General features: G+C 40.5%; 22 protein-coding genes. 20 read left to right on the forward strand and 2 right to left on the reverse strand.

The genetic code is table 11. The features are described from left to right. Positions 1 to 17 precede the first annotated feature (17 nt). From UKS_RS00385 to rpsD, 18 genes are all read left to right on the forward strand, one after another. Positions 18 to 923: a PTS mannose/fructose/sorbose/N-acetylgalactosamine transporter subunit IIC gene (locus UKS_RS00385; protein WP_156011344.1), complete on the forward strand. Its 906-nt coding sequence runs from the start codon at positions 18 to 20 to the stop codon at positions 921 to 923. Further along, the gene (locus tag UKS_RS00390) at positions 910 to 1,731 is read left to right on the forward strand and encodes a PTS system mannose/fructose/sorbose family transporter subunit IID (RefSeq protein WP_156011345.1); all 822 of its coding nucleotides are present in this window, start codon (positions 910 to 912) and stop codon (positions 1,729 to 1,731) included. The genes UKS_RS00385 and UKS_RS00390 overlap by 14 nt, the downstream gene beginning before the upstream one ends. 3 nt (positions 1,732 to 1,734) lie before the next feature. Beyond that, on the forward strand, positions 1,735 to 2,139 hold the full coding sequence (locus UKS_RS00395) for a PTS sugar transporter subunit IIA (protein ID WP_156011346.1): 405 nt from the start codon (positions 1,735 to 1,737) through the stop codon (positions 2,137 to 2,139). 210 nt (positions 2,140 to 2,349) lie between these two features. Next, complete coding sequence (locus UKS_RS00400; protein ID WP_156011347.1) at positions 2,350 to 3,516, forward strand: SIS domain-containing protein; 1,167 nt, start codon at positions 2,350 to 2,352, stop codon at positions 3,514 to 3,516. A gap of 116 nt (positions 3,517 to 3,632) precedes the next feature. Continuing rightward, positions 3,633 to 4,670, forward strand: a complete 1,038-nt coding sequence (locus UKS_RS00405) for an aldose epimerase family protein (RefSeq protein WP_156011348.1) — start codon at positions 3,633 to 3,635, stop codon at positions 4,668 to 4,670. A gap of 136 nt (positions 4,671 to 4,806) precedes the next feature. After that, positions 4,807 to 6,057 carry a CAP domain-containing protein gene (locus UKS_RS00410; RefSeq protein ID WP_156011349.1) on the forward strand — a complete coding sequence of 417 codons (1,251 nt, stop codon included), beginning with the start codon at positions 4,807 to 4,809 and terminating at the stop codon, positions 6,055 to 6,057. Positions 6,058 to 6,248: 191 nt separating this feature from the next. Beyond that, positions 6,249 to 7,103 carry a VOC family protein gene (locus UKS_RS00415; RefSeq protein WP_156011350.1) on the forward strand — a complete coding sequence of 285 codons (855 nt, stop codon included), beginning with the start codon at positions 6,249 to 6,251 and terminating at the stop codon, positions 7,101 to 7,103. Positions 7,104 to 7,208: 105 nt separating this feature from the next. After that, on the forward strand, positions 7,209 to 7,766 hold the full coding sequence (locus UKS_RS00420) for a sugar O-acetyltransferase (RefSeq protein ID WP_156011351.1): 558 nt from the start codon (positions 7,209 to 7,211) through the stop codon (positions 7,764 to 7,766). Between the two features lie 346 nt (positions 7,767 to 8,112). Further along, positions 8,113 to 9,363, forward strand: coding sequence for a dicarboxylate/amino acid:cation symporter (locus UKS_RS00425; RefSeq protein ID WP_156011352.1), 1,251 nt, complete (start codon positions 8,113 to 8,115; stop codon positions 9,361 to 9,363). A 14-nt stretch (positions 9,364 to 9,377) separates the two neighbouring features. Further along, positions 9,378 to 10,316, forward strand: coding sequence for an ATP-grasp domain-containing protein (locus UKS_RS00430; RefSeq protein WP_156011353.1), 939 nt, complete (start codon positions 9,378 to 9,380; stop codon positions 10,314 to 10,316). Positions 10,317 to 10,618: 302 nt separating this feature from the next. Further along, a complete protein-coding gene (locus UKS_RS00435; protein ID WP_049496965.1) occupies positions 10,619 to 11,383 on the forward strand; it encodes a nucleoside phosphorylase in 765 nt (254 codons plus the stop codon). Positions 11,384 to 11,416: 33 nt separating this feature from the next. After that, entirely contained in the window at positions 11,417 to 12,796 is a 1,380-nt protein-coding gene (locus UKS_RS00440) for a TrkH family potassium uptake protein (protein WP_156011354.1), read from the forward strand. Between the two features lie 13 nt (positions 12,797 to 12,809). Next, positions 12,810 to 13,475 carry a potassium channel family protein gene (locus tag UKS_RS00445; protein WP_156011355.1) on the forward strand — a complete coding sequence of 222 codons (666 nt, stop codon included), beginning with the start codon at positions 12,810 to 12,812 and terminating at the stop codon, positions 13,473 to 13,475. A 386-nt stretch (positions 13,476 to 13,861) separates the two neighbouring features. Next, complete coding sequence (locus UKS_RS00450; protein WP_156011356.1) at positions 13,862 to 14,878, forward strand: glycosyltransferase family 2 protein; 1,017 nt, start codon at positions 13,862 to 13,864, stop codon at positions 14,876 to 14,878. Between the two features lie 115 nt (positions 14,879 to 14,993). Beyond that, entirely contained in the window at positions 14,994 to 17,258 is a 2,265-nt protein-coding gene (locus UKS_RS00455) for an SSURE domain-containing protein (RefSeq protein WP_156011357.1), read from the forward strand. 124 nt (positions 17,259 to 17,382) lie between these two features. Further along, positions 17,383 to 18,078 (forward strand): response regulator transcription factor, encoded by a 696-nt coding sequence (locus tag UKS_RS00460; protein ID WP_117306180.1) that lies wholly within the window; start codon positions 17,383 to 17,385, stop codon positions 18,076 to 18,078. Then, a complete protein-coding gene (locus UKS_RS00465) occupies positions 18,078 to 19,130 on the forward strand; it encodes a HAMP domain-containing sensor histidine kinase (RefSeq protein WP_156011358.1) in 1,053 nt (350 codons plus the stop codon). Before UKS_RS00460 ends, UKS_RS00465 begins: the two co-directional genes overlap by 1 nt. Before the next feature lie 194 nt (positions 19,131 to 19,324). Further along, on the forward strand, positions 19,325 to 19,936 hold the full coding sequence (gene rpsD, locus UKS_RS00470; protein ID WP_008810013.1) for a 30S ribosomal protein S4: 612 nt from the start codon (positions 19,325 to 19,327) through the stop codon (positions 19,934 to 19,936). A gap of 95 nt (positions 19,937 to 20,031) precedes the next feature. Here rpsD and UKS_RS00475 read toward each other — a convergent pair whose 3' ends face one another. Both UKS_RS00475 and UKS_RS00480 read right to left on the reverse strand, forming a co-directional pair. Beyond that, positions 20,032 to 21,195, reverse strand: a complete 1,164-nt coding sequence (locus UKS_RS00475; protein ID WP_156011359.1) for a tyrosine-type recombinase/integrase — start codon at positions 21,193 to 21,195, stop codon at positions 20,032 to 20,034. Between the two features lie 56 nt (positions 21,196 to 21,251). Further along, positions 21,252 to 21,791, reverse strand: coding sequence for a helix-turn-helix domain-containing protein (locus UKS_RS00480; RefSeq protein ID WP_156011360.1), 540 nt, complete (start codon positions 21,789 to 21,791; stop codon positions 21,252 to 21,254). Between the two features lie 174 nt (positions 21,792 to 21,965). Between UKS_RS00480 and UKS_RS00485 the strand changes: the two genes are divergently transcribed. Next, positions 21,966 to 22,262 carry a hypothetical protein gene (locus tag UKS_RS00485; protein WP_156011361.1) on the forward strand — a complete coding sequence of 99 codons (297 nt, stop codon included), beginning with the start codon at positions 21,966 to 21,968 and terminating at the stop codon, positions 22,260 to 22,262. A 147-nt stretch (positions 22,263 to 22,409) separates the two neighbouring features. Beyond that, complete coding sequence (locus UKS_RS00490) at positions 22,410 to 23,951, forward strand: phage/plasmid primase, P4 family (RefSeq protein ID WP_173020426.1); 1,542 nt, start codon at positions 22,410 to 22,412, stop codon at positions 23,949 to 23,951. Positions 23,952 to 24,372: the final 421 nt, after the last annotated feature.

Genomic DNA, 24,372 nt, shown 5'->3' on the forward strand with positions numbered 1-24,372 from the left:
TTTAGGAGGTCATTGTTATGATACAATGGTGGCAAATTTTACTTCTCACTTTGTACTCAGCTTATCAAATCTGTGATGAGTTGACGATCGTTTCATCTGCAGGTTCCCCTGTGTTTGCTGGTTTCATTACTGGTTTAATTATGGGAGATGTGACTACTGGTCTGCTTATCGGTGGTAACTTGCAACTGTTCGTTCTTGGGGTTGGTACCTTCGGTGGTGCTTCTCGTATCGACGCAACTTCTGGTGCGGTTCTTGCGACAGCCTTCTCTGTTTCACAAGGAATTGATACAGCACTTGCGATTACAACAATCGCTGTGCCAGTAGCGGCTCTCTTGACATACTTCGACGTTCTTGGTCGTATGACTACTACCTTCTTTGCTCACCGTGTGGATGCTGCAATCGAACGCTTTGACTATAAAGGTATTGAACGCAACTACTTACTTGGTGCAGTGCCTTGGGCTCTATCTCGTGCCCTTCCAGTCTTCTTCGCCCTTGCTTTTGGTGGTGCTTTCGTACAATCAGTTGTAGACTTTGTTGAAGAATACAAATGGGTTGCAGATGGTTTGACACTTGCAGGTCGTATGCTTCCAGGTCTTGGATTTGCAATCTTGCTTCGTTACCTTCCAGTTAAACGTAACCTTCACTACCTTGCTATGGGATTTGGTTTGACAGCTATGTTGACTGTTCTTTACTCATATGTAACAGGTCTTGGTGGCGCTGTTGCTGGTATCCTTGGTACTCTTCCTGCTGATGTTGCTGAAAAAATTGGTTTCGTGAACAACTTTAAAGGTTTGTCTATGATCGGTATCTCTATCGTAGGGATCTTCCTTGCAGTGCTTCACTTCAAAAATAGCCAAAAAGTAGCTGTAGCAGCACCTTCTACACCATCAGAAAGTGGGGAAATTGAAGATGACGAATTCTAATTACAAATTAACAAAAGAAGATTTTAATCAAATCAACAAACGTAGCTTGTTCACTTTCCAATTGGGATGGAACTACGAACGTATGCAAGCATCAGGTTACCTTTACATGATCTTGCCACAATTGCGTAAAATGTATGGAGATGGAACTCCTGAGTTGAAAGAAATGATGAAAGTTCATACTCAATTCTTCAACACTTCACCATTCTTCCATACCATTATCGCTGGTTTTGACCTTGCCATGGAAGAAAAAGATGGTGTGGGTGCAAAAGATGCCGTTAACGGTATCAAGACAGGTTTGATGGGACCATTTGCTCCTCTTGGAGATACAATCTTTGGTTCACTTGTACCTGCTATTATGGGATCTATCGCAGCAACTATGGCTATCGCAGGCCAACCATGGGGGATCTTCTTTTGGATCGCAGTTGCAGTTGCTTATGACATCTTCCGTTGGAAACAGTTGGAATTTGCTTATAAAGAAGGGGTTAACCTTATCAACAACATGCAAAGTACCTTGACAGCTTTGATTGACGCTGCATCTGTACTTGGTGTCTTCATGATGGGTGCTCTTGTAGCAACAATGATCAACTTTGAAATTTCTTACAAATGGCCAATCGGTGAAAAGATGATTGACTTCCAAGACATCTTGAACTCAATCTTCCCACGCTTGCTTCCAGCAATCTTTACTGCCTTTATCTTCTGGTTGCTTGGTAAGAAAGGTATGACCTCTACTAAAGCTATCGGTATCATTATCGTGCTTGCCTTGGCTCTTTCTGCCTTTGGTAAATTTGTACTTGGAATGGGTGCATAATTTATGACGAAATCATTAATTTTGGTGAGCCATGGTCGTTTCTGTGAAGAACTTAAAGGTAGCACTGAAATGATCATGGGTCCACAAGACAATATTTATACAGTAGCTCTTCTTCCAGAAGATGGCCCAGAAGAATTCACTGCAAAATTTGAAGCTGCTATCGAAGGTTTGGATGATTTCTTAGTCTTTGCGGATCTTCTCGGTGGAACACCATGTAACGTGGTCAGCCGTTTGATTATGGAAGGTCGTGATATTGACCTTTACGCAGGGATGAATCTTCCAATGGTGATTGAATTTATCAATGCTAGCCTGACAGGCGCAGATGCAGACTATAAGAACCGTGCTGCAGAAAGCATTGTAAAAGTTAATGACCTGTTAGCTGGCTTCGATGATGACGAAGATGAATAAGATGTGACAACGTGAAAATCATAGGGAAAATAGGCGATAGGAGGATGGAGCGATGCTCCGACGATAATCGGTCTTTTTCCCAAAGATTTTAGTTGGAACTCATTTCAATAAGATGTGAAAACGTGAAAATCGTTAGAGCATTTTATATAGAATATTCATGGGAATGGGGCTTACTCCCATTCCCATATTTGATAGAAAAAGAGGAACTCAATGCTACATTATACAAAAGAAGACTTGCTCGAATTGGGTGCAGAAATCACTACACGTGAAATCTACCAACAGCCTGATGTATGGAAAGAAGCTTTTGAATCTTATCAAGCAAAACGTGAAGAAATTGCAGCCTTCCTACAAGGGATTGCTGATAAACACGACTATATCAAGGTTATCTTGACAGGTGCTGGGACTTCTGCTTATGTGGGAGATACCTTGGTACCTTACTTTAAGGAAGTCTATGACGAACGCAAATGGAATTTCAATGCTATTGCGACAACAGATATCGTTGCCAATCCAGAAACTTATTTGAAAAAAGATGTGGCGACTGTCCTTGTATCCTTTGCTCGTAGCGGAAATTCGCCTGAAAGTGTGGCGACGGTTGATTTGGCCAAAGCCTTGGTGGATGAGCTTTATCAAGTGACGATTACTTGTGCAGCGGACGGTAAATTGGCTCTTCAAGCCCATGGTGATGACCGCAATCTTTTGCTCTTGCAACCAGCTGCCTCTAATGACGCTGGGTTTGCCATGACTTCTAGCTTTACATCTATGATGTTGACAGCTCTCTTGGTTTTTGATCCTACAGAATTCGCTGTGAAAGCTGAACGTTTTGAAGTTGTATCTAGTCTTGCCCGTAAAATTCTAGACAATGCAGAAGATGTCAAAGAATTGGTTGACCTAGACTTTAACCGTGTCATCTATCTAGGCGCTGGTCCTTTCTTTGGACTTGCTCATGAAGCTCAGCTCAAGATTTTGGAATTGACTGCTGGTCAAGTTGCGACTATGTATGAAAGCCCAGTTGGCTTCCGTCACGGTCCAAAATCTCTTATCAACGAAGATACAGTTGTTTTGGTCTTTGGTACAACGACAGATTACACTCGTAAGTACGACTTGGACTTGGTTCGTGAAGTTGCAGGTGATCACATTGCTCGCCGTGTTGTGCTTTTGAGTGATCAATCCTTTGGTCTTGAAAATGTCAAAGAAGTGGCACTTGGTTGTGGCGGTGTCTTGAATGACATTTACCGTGTCTTCCCTTACATCGTTTATGCCCAACTCTTTGCCCTATTGACTTCACTCAAGGTAGAAAATAAACCAGATACACCGTCCCCTACAGGTACAGTAAACCGTGTGGTACAAGGTGTGATCATCCACGAATATCAAAAGTAAGACTGCGTTTATAGATTCTTGATAAAGGAGTTTGTAAATCATACAAGTAAACCATAGATTGTCAGTAGGCTTTCTATGGTTTGTTTGCTTGAAAGAAATAGTAAAAGGAGAAGAGAATGAAAGCATACATAGAGCGTGTGTTTGGAAATGTTGAGGGACAAGATGTCTTGGCCTATCGCTTTGAGACAAACGGTGGCTACCAGCTTGAGATTATGACTTATGGTGCGACTATCTTGCGCTATGTCACACCTGACAAGGCTGGAAATTTTGCCAATGTTATCTTGGGATTTGATGACTTTGATAGCTATGTAGGCAATAGTCCTAAGCATGGAGCGAGCGTAGGTCCTGTGGCAGGCCGTATTGCAGGTGCGACCTTTGAGCTTAATGGCAAGACCTATGACCTTGAAGTCAACAATGCTAGCAATTGTAACCACAGTGGTTCAACTGGTTGGGATTCTAGCTTGTTTGAACTAGTTGAAGTGAGTGACCATGGCTTAACACTCTACACAGAGCGTACAGATGGGACAGGAGGATTCCCTGGCAATCTCAAGATTTGGATCAGTTACCACTTGGAAGAAACTGGTGCCTATGAAATTAGCTACAAGGTGACGACAGATCAGAATACGCTGGTCAACCCAACTAACCACAGCTATTTCAACTTGTCTGGTGATTTCACGCAGACGATTGACCGTCATGTCTTCCAACTAAACACGGAGGGTATTTACCCAATTGCTCCCGACGGTGTTCCGGCCAAAACTCCAGATGTCAATCGTGATGTGGTCAAACACATCTACAATGGTGCCTTGTTGAATGATATCTTTGCAGAGGAAGATGAGCAAATCCAGCTGGTATCTGGTTTGGATCATCCATTTGCCCTTCCTGCAGGTCATGACAATGCTGGTTTTCTTTATGACCAAAACTCAGGTCGTTTCCTGCTCTTCAAGACAGAGGCTCCTTGCTTTGTAGTCTACACAGCAAACTTTGTAGATGAGAGTATCATCATAGGAGGTCAGCCAATGGTACAGCATAATGGGATTGCCCTTGAAGCGCAGGCTTTACCAGATGCCATTCACAGCGACCTCAAAGACCAGGTCATTCTTAAAGCTGGTCAAACCTTCACCAGTAAGACACGTTATGAACTTGTTGTGAAATAAAAGGATGGGAATTTCTACTTTTGGAGTCAGTAGTGTTTACCTTATAACATTAGTAGAAATGGGCAAAGAATAGAAAAATATGATATAATTTAATATTGAAAATACCTGTCCTATCTAAAGGATAAAAGGAGAAAAGATGAAGAAAATTGTATTTGCTAGCGCTTTGGCTTTGACTTTAGCTGGAGCAGTTTTGACAAATGATGTTTTTGCGAATGACAGATTGGTGGCAACACAATCTGCTGATGGTAGAAATGAAAATGTTTTGAGTTCAGAAGTGTTAAATCCTTCTAGTGGCAACGTTTTAGTTGGAATTAAGGGAGAATTTTTAACCCCAGATAAACAAGCTATTTTGGATGCGATTAATAAGATTCGTAAGGAAGCAGCTGATGAAGGTTTGGTAGATCAGTATGTCCCGATCAAATGGTCTACTGATCTTGAGAAAACTGCTTTTGTACGCGCTACTGAGGTGTCAGTAACTCTGAAACCTGAGCGTCTTTCTACGAAAGAAATCTGGACTGCTTTTCCATCTAGTAATAGTATAAAAGGAGAAGCTTTAGATGTGAACTATGAAGGTTTTCTAAAAGCAATTGAAAACTGGCATGCTGAGAAGGCGAATTATGTAGCGAAAAAGAAGGGTGGAACATCTAAAGAATTTACAGGTTATTATGAGCTTCTAATCAATTCTAAATTTACCTATGTGGGACTTGCAGCCTTTAGAAATTCAGCTAGTTCTCAAAAAGTAGCAACGATTTCTCTAGCTTTAGGTGATGATGCTTCTTCAGAGGAATTGGCTGGTGGCTATGGTCCTGCTATTCAGTATACAGAAGTGACTGCATCAAACCTTTCAACAGTTAAAAGTAAAGCTACAGTTGTAGAAAAACCACTGAAAGACTTTAGAACATCTAGTCAGTCTGGCTGGGTGAAGTCTAATGGAAACTGGTATTTTTATGAGTCTGGTGATGTAAGGACAGGCTGGGTGAAAACAGGTGGCAAATGGTACTACTTGAATGGTTTAGGTGTCATGCAGACTGGATTTGTAGAAGTTGATGGAGCATGGTATTTCCTTGATAATTCTGGCGCGATGTTTACAGGCTGGGGAACAGATGGTAGCAGATGGTTCTACTTTGATGGCTCAGGTGTCATGAAGACAGGCTGGTATAAGGAAAATGGTGCTTGGTATTATCTGGATCAATCTGGTGTCATGAAGACAGGTTGGTATAAGGAAAATGGTACATGGTATTATTTGGATCAATCTGGTGTCATGAAGACAGGTTGGTTTAAAGTAGGCCAGTACTGGTATTACGCATATGGTTCAGGAGCTTTGGCAGTTAACACAACAACACCCGATGGTTACCGTGTAAATGGTAATGGTGAATGGGTAAACTAGGCTGAAAATAGCCAGTTATAGGTACAGTATTCATCTTACCTAGGAAAAATAATGAACGAGAAGAAAGAGGTTGATGGTGAACATTGACCTCTTTTTCTTGGAATAGAGACCTCAAGTTGTCTGGCTTGACTTTCCTGATGGAAATTATATAATAGTTGTAATAATAAAAATTACAACAAAGGAAACATCCTATGACTTATGAATACAAGAGCCACATTTATTTGGCAGAGGCAGTTTTAAATGTAAAGGATTTGGCAAGCCAAACAGCCTTTTATCAGCAGATTATTGGTTTAGAAATCCTATCTCAAACTGAGACAGAGGCCGTTCTAGGCCTTAGTGGAAAAGCCTTGGTACAGCTTATTCAAGCACAAGATAGTGGAGAAGTAAGGGAACATTATGGCCTTTACCATCTGGCCATTCTTTTGCCGACGCGAAAGGCCTTGGCTGATGTCTTGAAACACCTGACAGATGTACAGATTCCTCTTGTCGGCGGTGCAGACCATGGTTACAGCGAGGCTATTTATTTGGAAGATTTGGAGGGAAACGGCATTGAACTCTATCGAGATAAGCCGGTTTCCACATGGGATATTCGAGAAGATGGACGCATTATCGGGGTGACTGAGGCCCTTGCGGCACAGGATATCTATGAGTTGGGGGAAAGAGTAGAGCCCTTTACTTTAGCAGAGGGTACGAGAATGGGGCATATCCATTTGTCCGTCAAGGATAGTCGAAAGTCTAGCCAGTTTTATCAAAAGGTGTTAGGGCTAGAGGATAAATTTAGTGTACCTAGTGCTAGTTGGATTGCAGCTGGGGACTATCATCATCATTTGGCAGTCAATGAATGGGGAGGAAAAGGTCTAGCTTCGCGTAAGCAAGGCTTGTCAGGTTTGGCCTATTATGTCATTGAAGTCGCTCGTAAAGAAGGACTGTTATCGATTGCCCAGCGAGCACAAGAAGTTGATGCACCAATCAAGTGGCTAACATCGAGCCAGTTGGAAATCACAGACCCAGATGGAATCGTGACTCGTATTCGTTTAGCAAGATAGACCGAATGTGATGAAAATCAAAGCATAAATTGTAGAAAGTAGCCCTTATCCTAGTCAAATAGGTAGAAAATTTGATATGATAGTGGAAATAAGGAGAAGAATACAATGACTAGTGAATACCAGAAAATGATAGCGGGAGAGGTTTACCGTCCATCGGACCCAGAATTGCGGGCCTTGGCTCAGGCTTCTCGCCAAAAACAGGCTGCCTTTAACAAGGAAGAAGATCCCTTGAAAGGGGCAGAGATTATCAAGACTTGGTTTGGGTCAACTGGGCAAAATCTCTATGTCAATCCACGCCTGGTGGTCGATTATGGGGTTAATATCCATCTAGGGGAAAATTTTTATTCTAATTGGAACTTGACCATGCTGGATGTTTGTCCGATTCGCATCGGAGACAATGCCATGATTGGTCCCAACTGTCAGTTCTTGACTCCCCTCCATCCACTGGACCCGCAGGAACGTAATTCAGGTGTGGAGTACGGCAAGCCTATCACTATTGGAGACAATTTCTGGGCTGGAGGTGGTGTCATTGTCCTTCCTGGAGTGACACTGGGCAATAACGTTGTTGCTGGAGCAGGAGCTGTAATTACCAAGTCCTTTGACGACAACGTTGTCCTAGCCGGCAATCCTGCGCGCGTGATTAAGGAGATACCTGTGAAATAAAGAGATTGGGCGAAAAGTTTTTAAGATAAGAGAAACGCATAATATCAGGTGTTGAAAAACTTGATATTATGCGTTTTGTTGTGGGAAGATTTACTTTATTTTCTCCAGTCTTATTGTAGTGGAGCCACTCTTCTTTACTATTATGGAATTGTGCACTTGTTGATTAGTTGAGATGGTGATGTTTTTCTATATTTACAAAAATTCATAATGGATAGCGAAATAAATATGAGGACACTTTGAGATGTTGTCATAAATCTTTTTTATGGTCACAATAGAAAATATATATTAGTCAAGCTAGAAGATTCGTAGTAGAATAATTAGCAAATAAAAGCAAAGAGGTTATTTTATGAAATTAGTTAATCTATGGTCAAAACTTTCACTCGGTTTGCAATTATTGCTAGCTTTGATTTTAGGTGTTATTGTTGCAGTAATCTGGCCACAATTTGCAGGTTTTTATCAATTTCTAGGACAAGCGTTTATTAAATTGGTGAACATGGTCATTGTTCCACTGATATTTCCAATTATAGTAGTTGCAGTGGCTAGTGTTATTGGAAAAAAATCGTTTGGTAAAATTTTAACGAAGACCTTACTCTACTTTTTTGCTGTTACAACTGCGATTACTTTATTATTTGTATTTGCTAGTTATTATTTGGGATTTGGTCAAGGTGTGAATATTGGCCAAACTGGTGGTAATGTCGATGGGATAGCTAATAATATCCAATTGAGTGAGTTTTTACTTAGTTTTATTCCATCAAATATTGTGAAGTCAATTTCAGAAGGCTCTCTTCTTCCAATTATTGTTTTTGCTATATTTCTTGGTTATGGAATTGGTAGCTTGAAGAGTGATAAAACCCAAAAAATTCTTGAAGGTTTCCAGATCTGGATTGAAGCTATTTATAAAATTGTAACTGTTATTGTAAAATTATCTCCTGTCGGAATCTTTGGTTTTATTGCAAAAGATGTCGCTAGTACAGGGATTGATAAGTTAGTTGGACTTGGTCAATTTGTTATCGGAACTTATTTGGCTTATGCAGTTCTCATTTTAGTTATTTTCCCTCTGATTGCCTTTATCTTTAAAGTTCCATATTTGACTGCTTTTCGTGAAAATTGGAGCCTCTTGACTCTAGCATTTATTTCAGGTAGTTCGAGTGTTGTGTTGCCGTCCCTATTGAAGGATTTAAAGAAACAGGGACATGATGAGAATACGATTGATTTGGTTGTCCCTTTAGGATATACCTTTAATCTAGAAGGAGCAGCTGTCTATTTTTCAGTAGCCACTGTTTTTATCGCACATGCTTACGGTATCCAATTTTCATTATCAAGTCTCTTATTTACAGTTTTACTTTTGACCTTGATTGGGAAAACTGCAGCTACTGTTCCATCAGGAGCTATCGTAGTTTTGTTGGCAGCAGCACCCCAGCTTGGATTGCCAGTAGAAGGAGTAGCCTTGATTTTTGCAGTTGATTTCTTTGTGAATGCTGGCCGTACAATGATCAATGTTTTGGGTCAAATCTTAGCGGTCAGTGTCATTGAAAAAACAGAAGGTTATAGTTTAGAGGAAGACAAGCAACATCAATTGTCAGTTAACTTTTCTTAAAGGAGATAGGAGTTATGAGTAACGCAAAAGTTTATGTGATTCATGAAAATATTGAATGGACACAGCATTTAGTAAAATGGTTAGAAAAAATACAAGTACCTTATGAATTATGGGATTTATCGAGTGGGATATTAGATCTTCAAAGCCCACCTCCACAAGGAATTTTTTATAATAGGATGTCCGCCTCTTCTCATACGAGAGGGCATCGCTATGCACCAGAGTTTACGGAGCAGGTGCTTACATGGCTAGAGGCTCATGGACGTAAAGTAATTAATGGAACTGGAGCCATCAACCTAGAAATCAGTAAGGTGAAACAATATTTGAAATTAAATGAATCTGATATTGAGACTCCAGCAACAGTTGCTGTTTTGGGACCGGAAAATATCATTGAAGCAGCAAGAAAATTGAATATCTATCCTTTGATTACCAAGCATAATAGAGCAGGAAAGGGATTAGGAGTTCAACTTTTCCAAAATGAAGAAGAACTAGAAGCTTATGTTAATAGTTCTGCTTTTGAACCTTCAGTAGACGGGATTACCTTGTTACAAGCCTACATCAAACCAAGTGATGGTCGTATCCGTCGTTCAGAGTTTATCAATCAGAAATTTCTTTATACTGTTTCAATTGATTCTTCAGATGGTTTCCAACTTTGTCCAGCAGATGGTTGTCAAATTGGTAAGAGGCCAGAACAACTGGAAACTTCTGAAAAATTCCAAATTACAGAACCTTTACCAGAATCTCAAAAAGAAGCTTATGAAGCCTTCCTTAAAAATGCTCATATTGATGTGGCAGCGATAGAATGGGTTCAATCAGAAAGCGGAGATATTTATGTGTATGATGTAAATACCAATACAAACTATAATCCTACAGCGGAACAGAATGCTGACATCTTTGCTCATCAACATCTGGCTGAATATTTAAAGAGGGAGTTAGAAGCTCTTTATAGTGAATGATCATCTTGGAAGTTAATCTTTTAAAAATTTGATAATAACTTTCAGATAGAGTGTGATACAAATACTTTTCTTTCAAGGTAACAGTTATCAGCAACAACTACTAATATATAACACCCCTCTGCAGATTTTAATTACAGAGGGGCTATGTTTGTGATGTTTACTCTAATTCCTTATGATCTATGAAATCACTGAGTGTTGAGAATTCCAAGAATACTGATATTTTTTATCCTCAGTTCCTCAGACCCCTCCTTGACACTTTGCCATCTTTTGATACAATAGTACAAAATTAGAGGAGGTAGGCTATGATTCAGAAACATGCGATTCCTATTTTAGAGTTTGATGACAATCCTCAGGCGGTCATCATGCCCAATCACGAGGGGCTGGACTTGCACTTGCCCAAGAAGTGTGTCTATGCATTTTTAGGTGAAGAGATTGACCGCTATGCGGGGGAAGTCGGGGCGGACTGTGTGGGCAAATTCGTTTCTGCCACCAAGACCTATCCAGTCTATGTCGTGAACTACAAAGGCGAGGAGATTTGTCTGGCTCAGGCTCCTGTCGGTTCAGCTCCAGCAGCCCAGTTTATGGATTGGTTGATTGGCTACGGTGTGGAGCAGATTATTTCAACCGGAACCTGTGGTGTACTGGCTGATATAGAGGAAAACGTCTTTCTCGTTCCTGTTCGTGCTCTGCGAGATGAAGGAGCTAGTTATCACTATGTGGCAGCTTCTCGTTATATGGAAATGCAGCCAGAGGCTATTGCTGCTATTGAGCAAGTTTTGGAAGCCAGAGGGATTCCTTATGAGGAAGTTATGACTTGGACCACAGACGGTTTTTACCGAGAAACGGCTGAAAAGGTTGCTTATCGTAAGGAGGAAGGCTGTGCTGTTGTGGAGATGGAGTGCTCTGCGCTTGCGGCAGTAGCCCAGCTGCGTGGGGTCCTCTGGGGAGAATTGTTGTTCACAGCTGATTCCTTAGCGGACTTGAACCAGTACGATAGTCGTGACTGGGGTTCAGAGGCATTCGAGAAGGCCTTGGAACTCTGCCTGGAGATAGTCTCTCAGTTCTAGCGCTTCTCCTTCTTTTTATGGTACAATGGATGTATGTTATTCAAATTATTTGTGAAAAAACTTGAAAGGGTCTTTGGCGGACTTTCGCCTGCTCGTCGCATTTTGTTAAGTTTCGCTGGAGTTATTTTTATAGGCTCTCTCCTTTTGAGTTTGCCTCTTGTCCAGGCGAGTGGTTCGCAGGCTACTTATTTTGACCATCTCTTTACGACGGTTTCTATGGTCTGTGTGACCGGCCTTTTTACGCAACCGGTAGCTACTACCTATAATGTTTGGGGGCAGTTGATTTGTATGCTTTTGATACAGATTGGTGGTCTGGGGCTTATGACCTTTATCGGGGTCTTTTATATTCAGGGGAAGCAAAAACTCAGTCTTCGCAGTCGTGAAACCATTCAGGAGAGTTTTAGTTATGGGGAGACTCGGTCGCTGAAGGCCTTTATGCAGTCTATCTTTTTGACGACTTTTCTGGTGGAGGGCTTGGGTGCCTTCCTGCTAAGTTTCCGTTTTATTCCTGAGTTTGGCTGGGGACGGGGTGTTTTCACCTCTATCTTTTTAGCCATTTCAGCCTTTTGTAATGCTGGTTTTGATAATTTTGGCAGTAGTAGTTTAGTAGCTTTTCAGACGGATCCCTTGATCAATCTGGTCATTGCTGGCTTAATCATCACGGGTGGTCTCGGCTTTATGGTTTGGTTTGACTTGGCAACCCAGTTTGACAAGAAGAAAAAACGCCGTCTGCGGTTCCACACAAAGTTGGTTCTCTTCCTGACTGCAGGGATCTTGCTGTTTGGAACGGTATCCACACTCTTTACGGAGTGGCACAATCCAGGAACCATTGGCAATCTCAGTGTTCCAGAGAAAGTGTTGGTCAGCTTTTTCCAAACCGTCAGCATGAGAACAGCTGGTTTTGCTTCTATTGACTACACTCAAGCTAGGCCTGTGACCTTGTTTATCTATATCCTACAGATGTTTCTGGGAGGGGCGCCTGGAGGAACGGCTGGGGGGCTCAAGATTACGACTTTCTTTGTTTTGTTGGTCTTTGCTCGTAGTGAGTTGTTGGGCTTGCCTCATACCAATGTTGCGCAGAGAACCATCGAGGCTCGCATAGTCCAAAAATCCTTTAGTGTCTTTATTATCTTTTTGATGACCTTCTTGTTGGGCTTGATGTTGTTGGGAATTACGGCAGAAGGAACACCGCAATTTATCTACCTCATGTTTGAGACCATTTCTTCTCTTGCGACAGTTGGGGTAACGGCAAATCTGACGCCAGAATTGGGCAAGCTAGCTCTCAGCATTGTTATGGTGCTCATGTTTATTGGCCGTATCGGTCCCTTGACCTTGTTGGTTAGTCTAGCGGATTACCAGCCTGATAAGAAAGATTTGATTCAGTATATGAAAGCAGATATTAGTATTGGATAAGAAAGGAAGAACGATGGCAGATCGTACGATTGGAATTTTAGGTTTGGGGATTTTCGGGAGTAGTGTCTTGACGGCCCTAGCCAAGCAAGATATGAATATCATTGCCATTGACGACCACGCAGAGCACATCAATCAATTTGAACCTGTTTTGGCGTGTGGAGTTGTCGGCGATATTACAGATGAGGAACTCCTCAGAACAGCAGGAATTGATACCTGTGATACGGTTGTAGTGGCGACAGGAGAAAACCTGGAGTCAAGTGTGCTTGCAGTCATGCATTGTAAAAGTTTGGGGGTGCCAAGGGTTATTGCCAAGGTCAAAAGCCAGACAGCCAAGAAGGTGCTGGAAAAAATTGGTGCCGACTCGGTGATCTCGCCAGAGTATGAAATGGGGCAGTCCCTAGCGCAGACCATTCTCTTTCATAATAATGTTGATGTCTTTCAGCTGGATGTAAATGTGTCTATCGTGGAGATGAAAGTTCCGAGTGTTTGGGCAGGTCAAAGTCTGAGCCAGCTAGATCTACGTGGCAAATACAATCTCAATGTCCTAGGATTTCGTGAACACGAAAATTCACCGCTGGATGTTCAATTTGGCCCCAATGATCTCTTGAAGGCAGATGTTTATATCTTGGCGGTCATTAATAATCAGTATCTAGATGACTTGGCAGAATTAAATTCGTAAGGAGGGGCACCCCTCTTTTTTGCTGTCCTAAATAGCAAATAGAGAGGAACCTATTTTCCAATTGAGACTAGAACTCCTTGTATTCTAGTAAAAGTCCTTCCAAAACCGGACTTTATGGTAGAATAGAAAGAAGTGACAAGAGAGAGTAATGCTCTTCGAAAATCTCTTCAAACCATGTCAACGTCGCCTTGCAGTAGGTATCATAGGTATAGGTAACTGACTTCGTCAGTCTTATTCACAACCTCAAAACCGTGTTTTGAGCTGGCTTCGTCAGTTCTATCTGCAACCTCAAAGCACTGCTTTGAGCAACCTGCGGCTAGTTTCCTAGTTTGCTCTTTGATTTTCATTGAGTATAAGAAGAAATCATTCCCTTAAAGGAGTAGATTATGAAGTTATTGTCTATCGCCATCCCTAGCTATAATGCCGCAGCCTATCTTCATTACTGTGTGGAGTCGCTAGTGATTGGTGGTGAGCAAGTTGAGATTTTGATTATCAATGATGGGTCTCAGGACCAGACTCAGGAAATGGCTGAGCGTTTAGCCAGCAAATATCCTAACATCGTTAGAGCCATCTATCAGGAAAATAAAGGCCATGGCGGTGCGGTCAATCGTGGCTTGGCAGAGGCTTCTGGACGATATTTTAAAGTAGTTGATAGTGATGACTGGGTGGATCCTCGTGCCTATTTAAAAATTCTTGAAACCTTGCAGGAACTTGAGAGTGATGATCAAGAGGTTGACGCCTTTGTGACTAATTTTGTCTATGAAAAGGAAGGTCAGTCTCGTAAGAAGAGTATGAGTTACGAATCAGTCTTGCCCGTCCAGCATATTTTTGGCTGGGACCAGATTGGAAATTTCTCAAAAGGCCAGTATATCATGATGCACTCGCTGATTTATCGGACAGATTTGTTGCGAGCGAGCCAGTTCCAACTGCCTGAGCATACCTTTTATGTCGATAATCTCTTTGTCTTTACCCCCCTTCAGCAGGTCAAGACCATGTACTATTTGCCTGTCGATTTCTATCGTTATTTGATTGGGCGTGAGGACCAGTCTGTCAATGAGCAAGTCATGATTAAGCGCATTGACCAGCAACTCAAGGTCAATCGACTCTTGGTAGACCAGCTTGATTTGTCCCAAGTGAGTCATCCAAAAATGCGAGAATATCTGTTGAATCATATTGAGATTACGACGGTGATTTCTAGTGCCCTGCTCAACCGAGCAGGAACAGCGGAGCATCTGGCAAAAAAACGGGAGCTGTGGACCTATATTCAGCAGGAAAATCCAGAGGTCTTTCAGGCTATCCGTAAGACCATGCTCAGCCGTTTGACCAAACATTCAGTTTTGCCAGCTCGCAAACTTTCCAATGTTGTGTATCAAATCACCAAGTCCGTTTATGGATTTAATTAATATAAGTATTTCATAAGATGGATTTAAGAAAAATTTTAACTTTTTCTTAATCCTTTTTAATTTTAGGAGATTATACTAGAGTCATCAAATAAAGAAAAACTCTAAGGAGAATCCTATGAAATTCAATCCAAATCAAAGATACACTCGTTGGTCTATTCGCCGTCTTAGTGTCGGTGTTGCTTCAGTTGTTGTGGCCAGTGGCTTCTTTGTACTAGTTGGTCAACCAAGTTCTGTACGTGCCGATGTGGTCAATCCAACCCCTGCTCAAGTTGTGCCAGATGCACCTTCGGTGAGTGAAAAGAACGACTTACCAGCAGAGGTTCTCAAAAAAGCAGTCGATGTAGCTCTTCCTTCAGAACAGGCAGAATCAGCACCTAAAGCAAGCTTGGATGCTACAAGCTCTCCAGAAAAAGCAGATGCAGGTGCTAAAGACCCAGTAGTAGCACCAAAAGAAGAAGCGCAAGCAAAACCAGAATCTAAGAAAGAAACAGAAGATGCGGTTAAACCTGTGGAAAGTCCTGCCGCTACAGTTGCTGGACAAGACCGTGAAGCAAGTGAAGCGCAACCAGCAACTACTCCAGCTGAAGTGCAAAAAGGTGTGGCTGACAATACTAAAGACACAGTAGATGTCCCAGCTACTTACTTGGATAAAGCTAACTTCCCTGGACCGTTCACAGCTGGTGTTAACCAAGTTATTCCATACGAATTCTTCGCTGGTGACGGTATGTTGACTCGTCTGATCTTGAAGGCTTCAGACAAGGCTCCATGGTCAGACAATGGCTCAGCTAAAAATCCAGCCCTTCCACCAGTAGAGAAATTGGGCAAAGGCCTTTACTTCTATGAAGTAGACTTGGCAGGTACTCAAGGTAAATCAGATAAAGAACTACTTGACCTCTTGAAACAAAACGGCACTCAAAGCTATAAAGCTACCATCAAAGTGTACGGTGCCAAAGACGGCAAGGCTGATTTGAGCAATCTCGTAGCGACAAAAGATTTGGATGTCAACTTGAATGGCCTAACTACTCCAGCTGAAGTGCAAAAAGGTGTGGCTGACAATACTAAAGACACAGTAGATGTTCCAGCTGCTTACTTGGACAAAGCTAACTTCCCTGGTCCATTTACAGCTGGTGTCAACCAAGTCATTCCATACGAATTCTTCGCTGGTGACGGTATGTTAACTCGCCTTATCTTGAAAGCATCAGACAAAGCTCCATGGTCAGACAATGGCTCAGCTAAAAATCCAGCCCTTCCACCAGTAGAGAAATTGGGCAAAGGCCTCTACTTCTATGAAGTAGACTTGGCAGGCACTCAAGGTAAATCAGATAAAGAATTGCTTGATCTCTTGAAACAAAACGGCACTCACAGCTATAAAGCAACTATCAAAGTGTACGGTGCCAAAGATGGTAAGGCAGACTTGAGCAATCTCGTAGCGACTAAGGATTTGGATGTCAACTTAAACGGCTTGACTACCCCAGCTGAAGTGCAAAAAGGTGTGGCTGACAATACTAAAGACACAGTAGATGTTCCAGCTACTTACTTGGATAAAGCTAACTTCCCTGGACCATTTACAGCTGGTGTCAACCAAGTCATTCCATACGAATTCTTCGCTGGTGATGGTATGTTAACTCGCCTTATCTTGAAGGCTTCAGACAAGGCTCCATGGTCAGACAACGGTTCAGCTAAAAACCCAGCTCTTCCACCAGTAGAAAAATTGGGCAAAGGCCTTTACTTCTATGAAGTGGACTTGGCAGGTACTCAAGGTAAATCTGATAAAGAACTACTTGACCTCTTGAAACAAAATGGCACTCAAAGTTATAAAGCTACTATCAAGGTGTACGGTGCCAAAGACGGCAAGGCCGATTTGAGCAATCTTGTAGCGACAAAAGATTTGACAGTGAACTTAAATGGACATCAGTCTCATACTCCGATGCAATCAGGTGTCGCCCCATCTTCTAATGGTTCAGCTATGCCGGCTCCAATGATGAATAGTCATCAAGATGCGTCTAAGATGAACGCTCAAATGCCTAGTGCCAATCAAGATGAAATGAAATCTAAAACGCCAGCTGCTAGTCAGGATAAGATGATGCCTAACAAAGAGCAGGACAAAACTATGAATGCTAGCCAACCTATGACAACACCAAGCATGAAACAAGATCAAGCTCCAGCAGCATCAAGCAAAATGTCTGATGAAGGCAAGATGGCATCTACTAACAAGGTGTCAACTCCAATGATGTCTGATCAAATGAAAGACCAAAAAGACATGCTTCCATATACTGGTGAAGCTCAAACATCAATGGCTACTATTGGATTCTTTGGATTAGCCTTGGCTGGACTGCTAGGTGGACTCGGTTTGAAAGCTAAAAAAGAGGAAAATGACTAGTCTAGTGACAGACTTTCTATCTAGGATTTGAAAAATCCAGATATCGTTTAGAATGTTCGTAAAGAGATTAAAATAGTGTTATACTTAAAGCAGTATAGCACTGTTTTTTTCAAAGGAGATACAGATGGGAAAGACAATTTTACTCGTTGACGACGAGGTAGAAATCACAGATATTCATCAACGTTATCTGGTTCAGGCAGGATATCAGGTTTTGGTGGCCCATGATGGAGTAGAGGCCTTAGAAATCTTCAAGCGAAAACCAATTGATTTGATTATTACAGATATCATGATGCCTCGGATGGATGGTTATGATTTGATTAGCGAAGTTCAGTATCAATCTCCGGATCAGCCTTTTCTCTTTATCACGGCAAAGACCAGTGAGCAGGACAAGATTTACGGCCTAAGCCTAGGGGCAGATGATTTTATTGCCAAGCCCTTTAGTCCACGTGAGCTAGTTTTGCGTGTCCACAATATCTTGCGTCGTCTTCATCGTGGAGGTGAGACAGAAGTCGTCAGTCTTGGGGATTTACGGATGAACCACAGTAGTCACGAGGTCCAAGTCGGAGATGTGGCGCTTGATTTGACCGTCAAATCCTTCGAACTTCTATGGCTTTTAGCTAGCAATCCAGAGCGAGTTTTCTCTAAGACAGACCTCTATGAAAAGGTCTGGCAGGAAGACTATGTGGATGATACCAATACTTTGAATGTTCATATTCATGCTCTGCGACAGGAGTTGGCTAAACATGCTAGTACAGAAACACCGAACATCAAAACAGTCTGGGGCTTGGGCTACAAAATTGAGAAAGCACGAGGTAGTTAATGAAATTAAAAAGTTATATTTTAGTGGGGTATATTATTTCAACACTCCTAACGATTATCGTGGTTTTTTGGGCTGTTCAAAAAATGCTGATTGCGAAAAGCGAGATTTACTTTTTGCTTGGGATGACTATTGTTGCCAGCCTTGTCGGTGCTGGGATTAGTCTTTTTCTCTTGTCGCCGGTATTTACGTCGTTGGGCAAACTTAAGGAACATGCTAAGCGAGTAGCGGACAAGGATTTTCCTTCAAATCTGGAGGTTCAAGGCCCTATAGAATTTCAGCAATTAGGGCAAGCTTTCAATGAAATGTCCCATGATTTGCAGGCCACCTTTGATTCCTTGGAAGAAAGCGAACGAGAAAAGGGCTTGATGATTGCCCAGCTATCGCATGATATCAAGACCCCCATTACTTCGATTCAAGCGACGGTAGAAGGGATTTTGGATGGGGTTATTAAGGAAGGAGAACAGGATCATTATCTAGCAACCATTGGGCGTCAGGCGGAAAGACTCAATAAACTGGTTGAGGAGTTGAATTTTTTGACTCTAAATACAGCTAGAAATCAAGTGGAAACGACCAGCAAGGACAGCATCTTTCTTGACCAGCTCTTAATTGAGTGCATGAGTGAATTTCAGTTCTTGATTGAGCAGGAGGAGCGTGATGTCCATTTGCAGGTAATCCCAGAGTCTGCCCGGATTGAGGGAGATTATGCCAAGCTTTCTCGTATCTTGGTGAATCTGATCAATAACGCTTTTAAATACTCAGCACCAGGAACCAAACTGGAAGTGGTGGCTAAGCTGGAAAATAACCAGCTTTCAATCAGTGTGACCGATGAGGGACAGGGCATTGCTTCAGAGGATTTGGAGAGTATTTTTAAACGCCTTTATCGTGTTGAAACTTCGCGTAATATGAAAACAGGTGGTCATGGCTTAGGACTTGCGATTGCGCGTGAATTGGCCCATCAATTAGGTGGAGAAATCACAGTCAGCAGCCAGTACGGTCTCGGAAGCACCTTTACCCTTGTTCTCAATCTCTCTAGCAGTGAAAATAAAGCTTAAAACCCCTTTACAAATCTAGCTATTCATGGTAGAATAGACTTTGTGTGAAATATCAGCAGGAAAGCATGAAGCTCGTCAACAGGTGTCTTATGATAAGTAACCTTGGCTGTTTAGGCGAAGGGCATCTGCACGAATCAGGGCTTTCTAAGTGACTATTTCCACCGAAATATTATTTATATCAGGAGGACATTCAGATGTCACGTTATACAGGACCATCTTGGAAACAAGCTCGTCGCCTTGGCCTTTCACTTACAGGTACAGGTAAAGAATTGGCACGTCGTAACTACGTACCAGGACAACACGGACCAAACAACCGTTCTAAATTGTCAGAATACGGTTTGCAATTGGCTGAAAAACAAAAACTTCGTTTCACTTACGGTGTAGGTGAAAAACAATTCCGTAACTTGTTCGTACAAGCTACTAAGATTAAAGAAGGAATCCTTGGTTTCAACTTCATGCTTCTTTTGGAACGTCGTTTGGATAACGTTGTTTACCGCCTTGGTCTTGCGACTACTCGTCGTCAAGCTCGTCAATTCGTAAACCACGGTCACATCCTTGTTGACGGAAAACGCGTTGATATCCCATCATACCGCGTAACTCCAGGTCAAGTGATCTCAGTTCGTGAAAAATCATTGAAAGTTCCAGCAATCCTTGAAGCAGTAGAAGCTACTCTTGGACGTCCAGCATTCGTATCATTCGACGCTGAAAAATTGGAAGGTTCATTGACTCGCTTGCCAGAACGCGACGAAATCAACCCAGAAATCAACGAAGCACTTGTCGTTGAATTCTACAACAAAATGCTTTAATTTTAAGAAATATCTTACAGAAAGCCTACAACAGTGGGCTTTTTGCTTTGTCTTAAAACGCTGATTTCTGGGTTTATCATCATTTTTGTCATCACTTATAACGAACTAACAGCTTTCTCATAAAATGAGACGGCTGTTTTTGCTTTTTCTTTGGAGAGATGACTGTAAGTGTCCATAGTCATAGCTAGTGTAGAATGACCTAGACGGTGTTGTAATTCTTTATATGGTATTCCAGAGTTTAGTAAAAGACTAGCGTGTGTGTGTCTAAAACCGTGGAATCCAATATTAGGTACACCAGCATGTTTGAAACGTGTGTTTAAACGAGTTGATAGTGTTTTATTGTTTGGGTATTTATGAATAAAATCTGAGAAGACAACAGTTTCAGTTCGACCAAGTTTCCAAGCTTCTTGCCTTTGTCTTTTTTGATACACTTTTAAGACCTCTATAGTTTGTGGGTCAATATCAATTGTGCGATAACTTGCTTCAGACTTTGGACTGTTAATCTCACCTAAATGATTTAGTGTCTTTGTAATATTCACAGTTGCATTATGTAGGTCAATATCTGACCAGTGTAGAGCTAAGGCTTCGTTAATACGGCAACCAGTAGCAAGAAGAAACTTATACAAAGTAATTTCATAGATATTTCTATATATTGCTAAGTTAGTCTCTTCTAAATAGCTGAGAAATTGCTTTAACTCTAAGTTATTAAAGTGTTTTACTTTGTTTCTACCCTTTTTTATTTTACGAGGAAGAATAACTTCACGAGCTGGATTTATATCAATAATCTGCATCGTCACAGCATATTGTAGTATACGTTTATTTAGCGCGTGAATTTTATCATAGTGTAGAAATGCGCCTTCTTCTCGTTTGTTAGCACGTAGAGCTAGTTGATTAACAATGCGCTGAATAATGGGAGCAGTTAACTTATCTAACTTATAAGAACCAAATAAAGGAATCACATGGTTAGATAGTAGTCGCTTTACTGAATCTTGCGTATTTGGTTTCACTGTGTGTTGATAGCTTTCCCACCATAGTTGAGCTACTTCTTCATAGCTTGTTAGTGGGATTGTTTCCTTTTTAGTGAAGCCATTATTTTGGAATTCAGCCTTAGCTGATTGAGCTTTTTTCTTCAATTCAGTTTTTGTTCTAGCTGTCAGATTAGCTTGTACCCTTTTTCCAGTTGATAAATCGGTACCAAGATATACTCTAGAACGATATACAATGCTACCATTTTGTTTCTTTATTTCTGCTATTTTCATTTCTTAACCTTTCTAACATCAGTAGGCAAGCTGTAAAAGGTTATGAAAAATAGATATTATGATTTGTGTCTAGAACGAATACCTTCAATCAGTATTTGTAGAGCAGTTAAGTCTTCAGCTGTGAGTGCTTGACCATCAATAGTTATTTTTACATTCTTCCTAAAGATATAATCAAGGTTGATTTTAATCTTTTCTCCAGTGATAATATCTTGGCTAATATCTTTGTATGTTTTTAACTTTGAGAATATGGATTCATCATTTCTTAATTCAATTAAATCTTTTAAAAGTTGCTTCTCTTTATCGTTATGAACTGAATTCATGTTGATATTGTTGATTATATCACCAATATAAGTGCTAGCCAATGTTTTATATTCAATGCAGTATTCATCGAACTCTAATCCATCTTGTTCGCATTTTTCTTTTATAGAGAGTGAAGCAATGCTTTCAGTAATATCAAGGATTTTAGTTAAACTGGGAATCTTTTTCCCATTTTCAATTTGTGAGATATAAGACTGTGATACTTTTAGGTCTTCAGCAAGGCTCTTAGTAGTTACACCGCCTTCTGTGCGGCATTTTTTAAGATATTCTCCTATCATTATTAACCTCCGTTCAATAACTTTAGTAACATTTTAGCACAAAACCCTTGACATGTAAATAGAAAACTGATAAAATTCAAAACATAACTCAAGTTAATTAACTTAGTTAACAGGCGAGCTGTAATAGTTATGAGAGGATAGTTGTGCACAAAATGGAAAAGAAAGGGGGTGTCTATGTTTAGTACACCACAAGGGATATTATCTCAAGAAGCAGAACTAGCATTATTGGAGAGGATTGAGCATTTAATAAATGATTATCTATCACATACAATGCTTCCATCTCACAGTGACTCGTTTGGCTTGATACAACAGAAAGAGTTAATCAAAGAACTAGGTATTAGTTTAGTAACTCTGCATGAATGGGAGCGTTTGGGGTTAACCCGATACTGTCCACCGATAGAAGGAACTCGCAAAGTTTTCTATAAGAAATCAGATGTTATGAAGTTCCTTTCAATTACTAGAAGGGAGTAACTGTATTGTATGAAAAAATAATAAATATAGATAAAAATTCCTATGATTACTTGAAACACATAGGTACTTGTAACCATGTTGAATCTTTGATTCAATTGCTCAAATACACTATACAGTGTGATGTTTATAAACGAAAGGAACATGACTATGTCATTAATTAAGATTAAAGCAAAAGATTCTGTATTAGAATCTGACTATGAATTTGAAAATTACCCTGAGAGTGCTATTCAATCTTTTGATAACTCTACTCCAATAGATAAATATAAGGATACATGGCGAATATATAAAGATGAGGTAATTGATTCTAACCCACATACAGATGTTTCAGATAAAGAGAAGCAGAAAAAGAGAAAACCTCCTTTTCATATTATGGCAGAATTCTTAATGGCTCATCTCATTGTGGTTAGTATAGCTGAAATAGAGGATGCTGGGGAAGGTAGCTTATTTGTGTATAATCCAAAAGAGGGGATTTATCAACCTGCTTGGGATATAGTTCCTAAATTAGTAAGAAGATTAGAACCTTCTTTTAGGAGTGCTGATATAAACGAGATTATTTGTGCACTAAGTTGTAGCTGTAAAAATGTAAGTATATATCAAGGTTTACGTTACATAGCTTTAGGGAATTGTATTTATGATACTTATTATCGGTATGGAATGAAATACAGTCCTTCAATTGTGTTTACACATAAGGTACAAGTAAATTATAATTCAGAAGCAAATTCTCCAGTATTAGGTGGTTGGTCTATTGATTCTTGGTTAGCTGAACTGTTTAATAATGATGCTGAACTAATTCACTTAGCATGGCAAACAATTTTGGCAGTGATACGTGGTTATGCTGACGAGAGAATTATTTGGCTGATTGGAAAAGGAGGAACAGGTAAGGGTAGTTTCCAGGAGTTGCTAATTAACTTAGTAGGTAGGAGTAACACAGCCTCCATGAAACTAACTGAATTAGATGGTAGAAACCGTTTTGCCACTTCACAGTTAATAGGTAAACACTTAGTTATTGGAGATGATAATCCTATTGATAAGGTGATAACAGACCCTTCTACTATGTTTTCTCTAGTTACTCATGATATTGTCACAATCGAAAAGAAAGGCAAACAGGCCTATTCTGCTCGACTTACTCCTGTGATTGTTCAATCATCTAATCGATTGATTAAGATTCAAGGAGACAAAGAAGCTATAGCAAGAAGAACTTTCATACTTCCCTTCGTTTCTGAATTTAACAAAGATGGTTACAAGAGAGAAATAAAGCAGGTTTATCTAAAACGTCAGGATGTATTAGAATATGTATTGCAAAATGCATTAGAATATGATATCAGTGATGGATTCAAGGATATCAGTCACCACCCTGCTATCAAGGAAATTCATGGGAAGTCTATGACAAGTGTTGAACAGTTTTCATCTTATCTGTTTAGTCGTGTAAAATCTACTTTCTTGCCGAATTCATTTATGCTATGGGCATATAAACAATTCTGTGAAGGAAATGGTTTAGAACGAGGAACTAAGGAAGCCTTTCACAAAGAATTAAAAGATGCACTTCCATCAAACTGGGTCTTTAAGTCAACATTATCTAGTTGTAAAGATTTTGATGAGAGTGATTTGGTTCTTTTTGTTCATTCTAAGACCTTCAGTTTAGATACTACAAAGAGACATAAAGGGTATGTAATGAAGTCATGCTCTTGATACACTTGAAACAGTAAATTTCATTTCTATTTTCAATTTTATTTGTTTTATTTATTCTAAGAAGTTAGAAATTAGTGTATCAAGTGTATCATTCTAGAGATATACAAAGTGTGAACGACTAGCCCGCCATGAGCGAAGGCAAAGGAGTGAAACACTTTGTTTAGTACCAAATACGCCTAATTTATTCCATGGTCTAATTGACAGCAAGAAACAAGGCACTCTCGTACAAATGAACTGTTCATCCGAAAAACTAAAGCCTTTCGTCTGAGGCGTTCTTAGCGTACTTTGTGCCTACTTACTGTCAATTTGCTTTCACGGCATAAAGGCGTATGCTTATGAGATAAATTAGAGAATAAAACTAGCTATTTAAAGAGGTTTTACATTATAGAATTTCATGTTTTTGTAATGTTGACTTGATTCA

The organism is Streptococcus sp. 116-D4 (assembly GCF_009731465.1).
GTDB lineage: Bacteria > Bacillota > Bacilli > Lactobacillales > Streptococcaceae > Streptococcus > Streptococcus pseudopneumoniae_E.

What these genes read in the sequence shown, in the direction of transcription:
- UKS_RS00400 (WP_156011347.1), top strand. Translation starts at nt 2,350, where the DNA reads ATGCTACATTATACAAAAGAAGACTTGCTCGAATTGGGTGCAGAAATC.
- UKS_RS00455 (WP_156011357.1), top strand. Translation starts at nt 14,994, where the DNA reads ATGAAATTCAATCCAAATCAAAGATACACTCGTTGGTCTATTCGCCGT.
- UKS_RS00450 (WP_156011356.1), top strand. Translation starts at nt 13,862, where the DNA reads ATGAAGTTATTGTCTATCGCCATCCCTAGCTATAATGCCGCAGCCTAT.
- UKS_RS00445 (WP_156011355.1), top strand. Translation starts at nt 12,810, where the DNA reads ATGGCAGATCGTACGATTGGAATTTTAGGTTTGGGGATTTTCGGGAGT.
- UKS_RS00420 (WP_156011351.1), top strand. Translation starts at nt 7,209, where the DNA reads ATGACTAGTGAATACCAGAAAATGATAGCGGGAGAGGTTTACCGTCCA.
- UKS_RS00405 (WP_156011348.1), top strand. Translation starts at nt 3,633, where the DNA reads ATGAAAGCATACATAGAGCGTGTGTTTGGAAATGTTGAGGGACAAGAT.
- rpsD (WP_008810013.1), top strand. Translation starts at nt 19,325, where the DNA reads ATGTCACGTTATACAGGACCATCTTGGAAACAAGCTCGTCGCCTTGGC.
- UKS_RS00435 (WP_049496965.1), top strand. Translation starts at nt 10,619, where the DNA reads ATGATTCAGAAACATGCGATTCCTATTTTAGAGTTTGATGACAATCCT.
- UKS_RS00465 (WP_156011358.1), top strand. Translation starts at nt 18,078, where the DNA reads ATGAAATTAAAAAGTTATATTTTAGTGGGGTATATTATTTCAACACTC.
- UKS_RS00415 (WP_156011350.1), top strand. Translation starts at nt 6,249, where the DNA reads ATGACTTATGAATACAAGAGCCACATTTATTTGGCAGAGGCAGTTTTA.
- UKS_RS00485 (WP_156011361.1), top strand. Translation starts at nt 21,966, where the DNA reads ATGTTTAGTACACCACAAGGGATATTATCTCAAGAAGCAGAACTAGCA.
- UKS_RS00430 (WP_156011353.1), top strand. Translation starts at nt 9,378, where the DNA reads ATGAGTAACGCAAAAGTTTATGTGATTCATGAAAATATTGAATGGACA.
- UKS_RS00385 (WP_156011344.1), top strand. Translation starts at nt 18, where the DNA reads ATGATACAATGGTGGCAAATTTTACTTCTCACTTTGTACTCAGCTTAT.
- UKS_RS00390 (WP_156011345.1), top strand. Translation starts at nt 910, where the DNA reads ATGACGAATTCTAATTACAAATTAACAAAAGAAGATTTTAATCAAATC.
- UKS_RS00480 (WP_156011360.1), bottom strand. Translation starts at nt 21,791, where the DNA reads ATGATAGGAGAATATCTTAAAAAATGCCGCACAGAAGGCGGTGTAACT.
- UKS_RS00475 (WP_156011359.1), bottom strand. Translation starts at nt 21,195, where the DNA reads ATGAAAATAGCAGAAATAAAGAAACAAAATGGTAGCATTGTATATCGT.
- UKS_RS00490 (WP_173020426.1), top strand. Translation starts at nt 22,410, where the DNA reads ATGTCATTAATTAAGATTAAAGCAAAAGATTCTGTATTAGAATCTGAC.
- UKS_RS00395 (WP_156011346.1), top strand. Translation starts at nt 1,735, where the DNA reads ATGACGAAATCATTAATTTTGGTGAGCCATGGTCGTTTCTGTGAAGAA.
- UKS_RS00440 (WP_156011354.1), top strand. Translation starts at nt 11,417, where the DNA reads ATGTTATTCAAATTATTTGTGAAAAAACTTGAAAGGGTCTTTGGCGGA.
- UKS_RS00410 (WP_156011349.1), top strand. Translation starts at nt 4,807, where the DNA reads ATGAAGAAAATTGTATTTGCTAGCGCTTTGGCTTTGACTTTAGCTGGA.
- UKS_RS00460 (WP_117306180.1), top strand. Translation starts at nt 17,383, where the DNA reads ATGGGAAAGACAATTTTACTCGTTGACGACGAGGTAGAAATCACAGAT.
- UKS_RS00425 (WP_156011352.1), top strand. Translation starts at nt 8,113, where the DNA reads ATGAAATTAGTTAATCTATGGTCAAAACTTTCACTCGGTTTGCAATTA.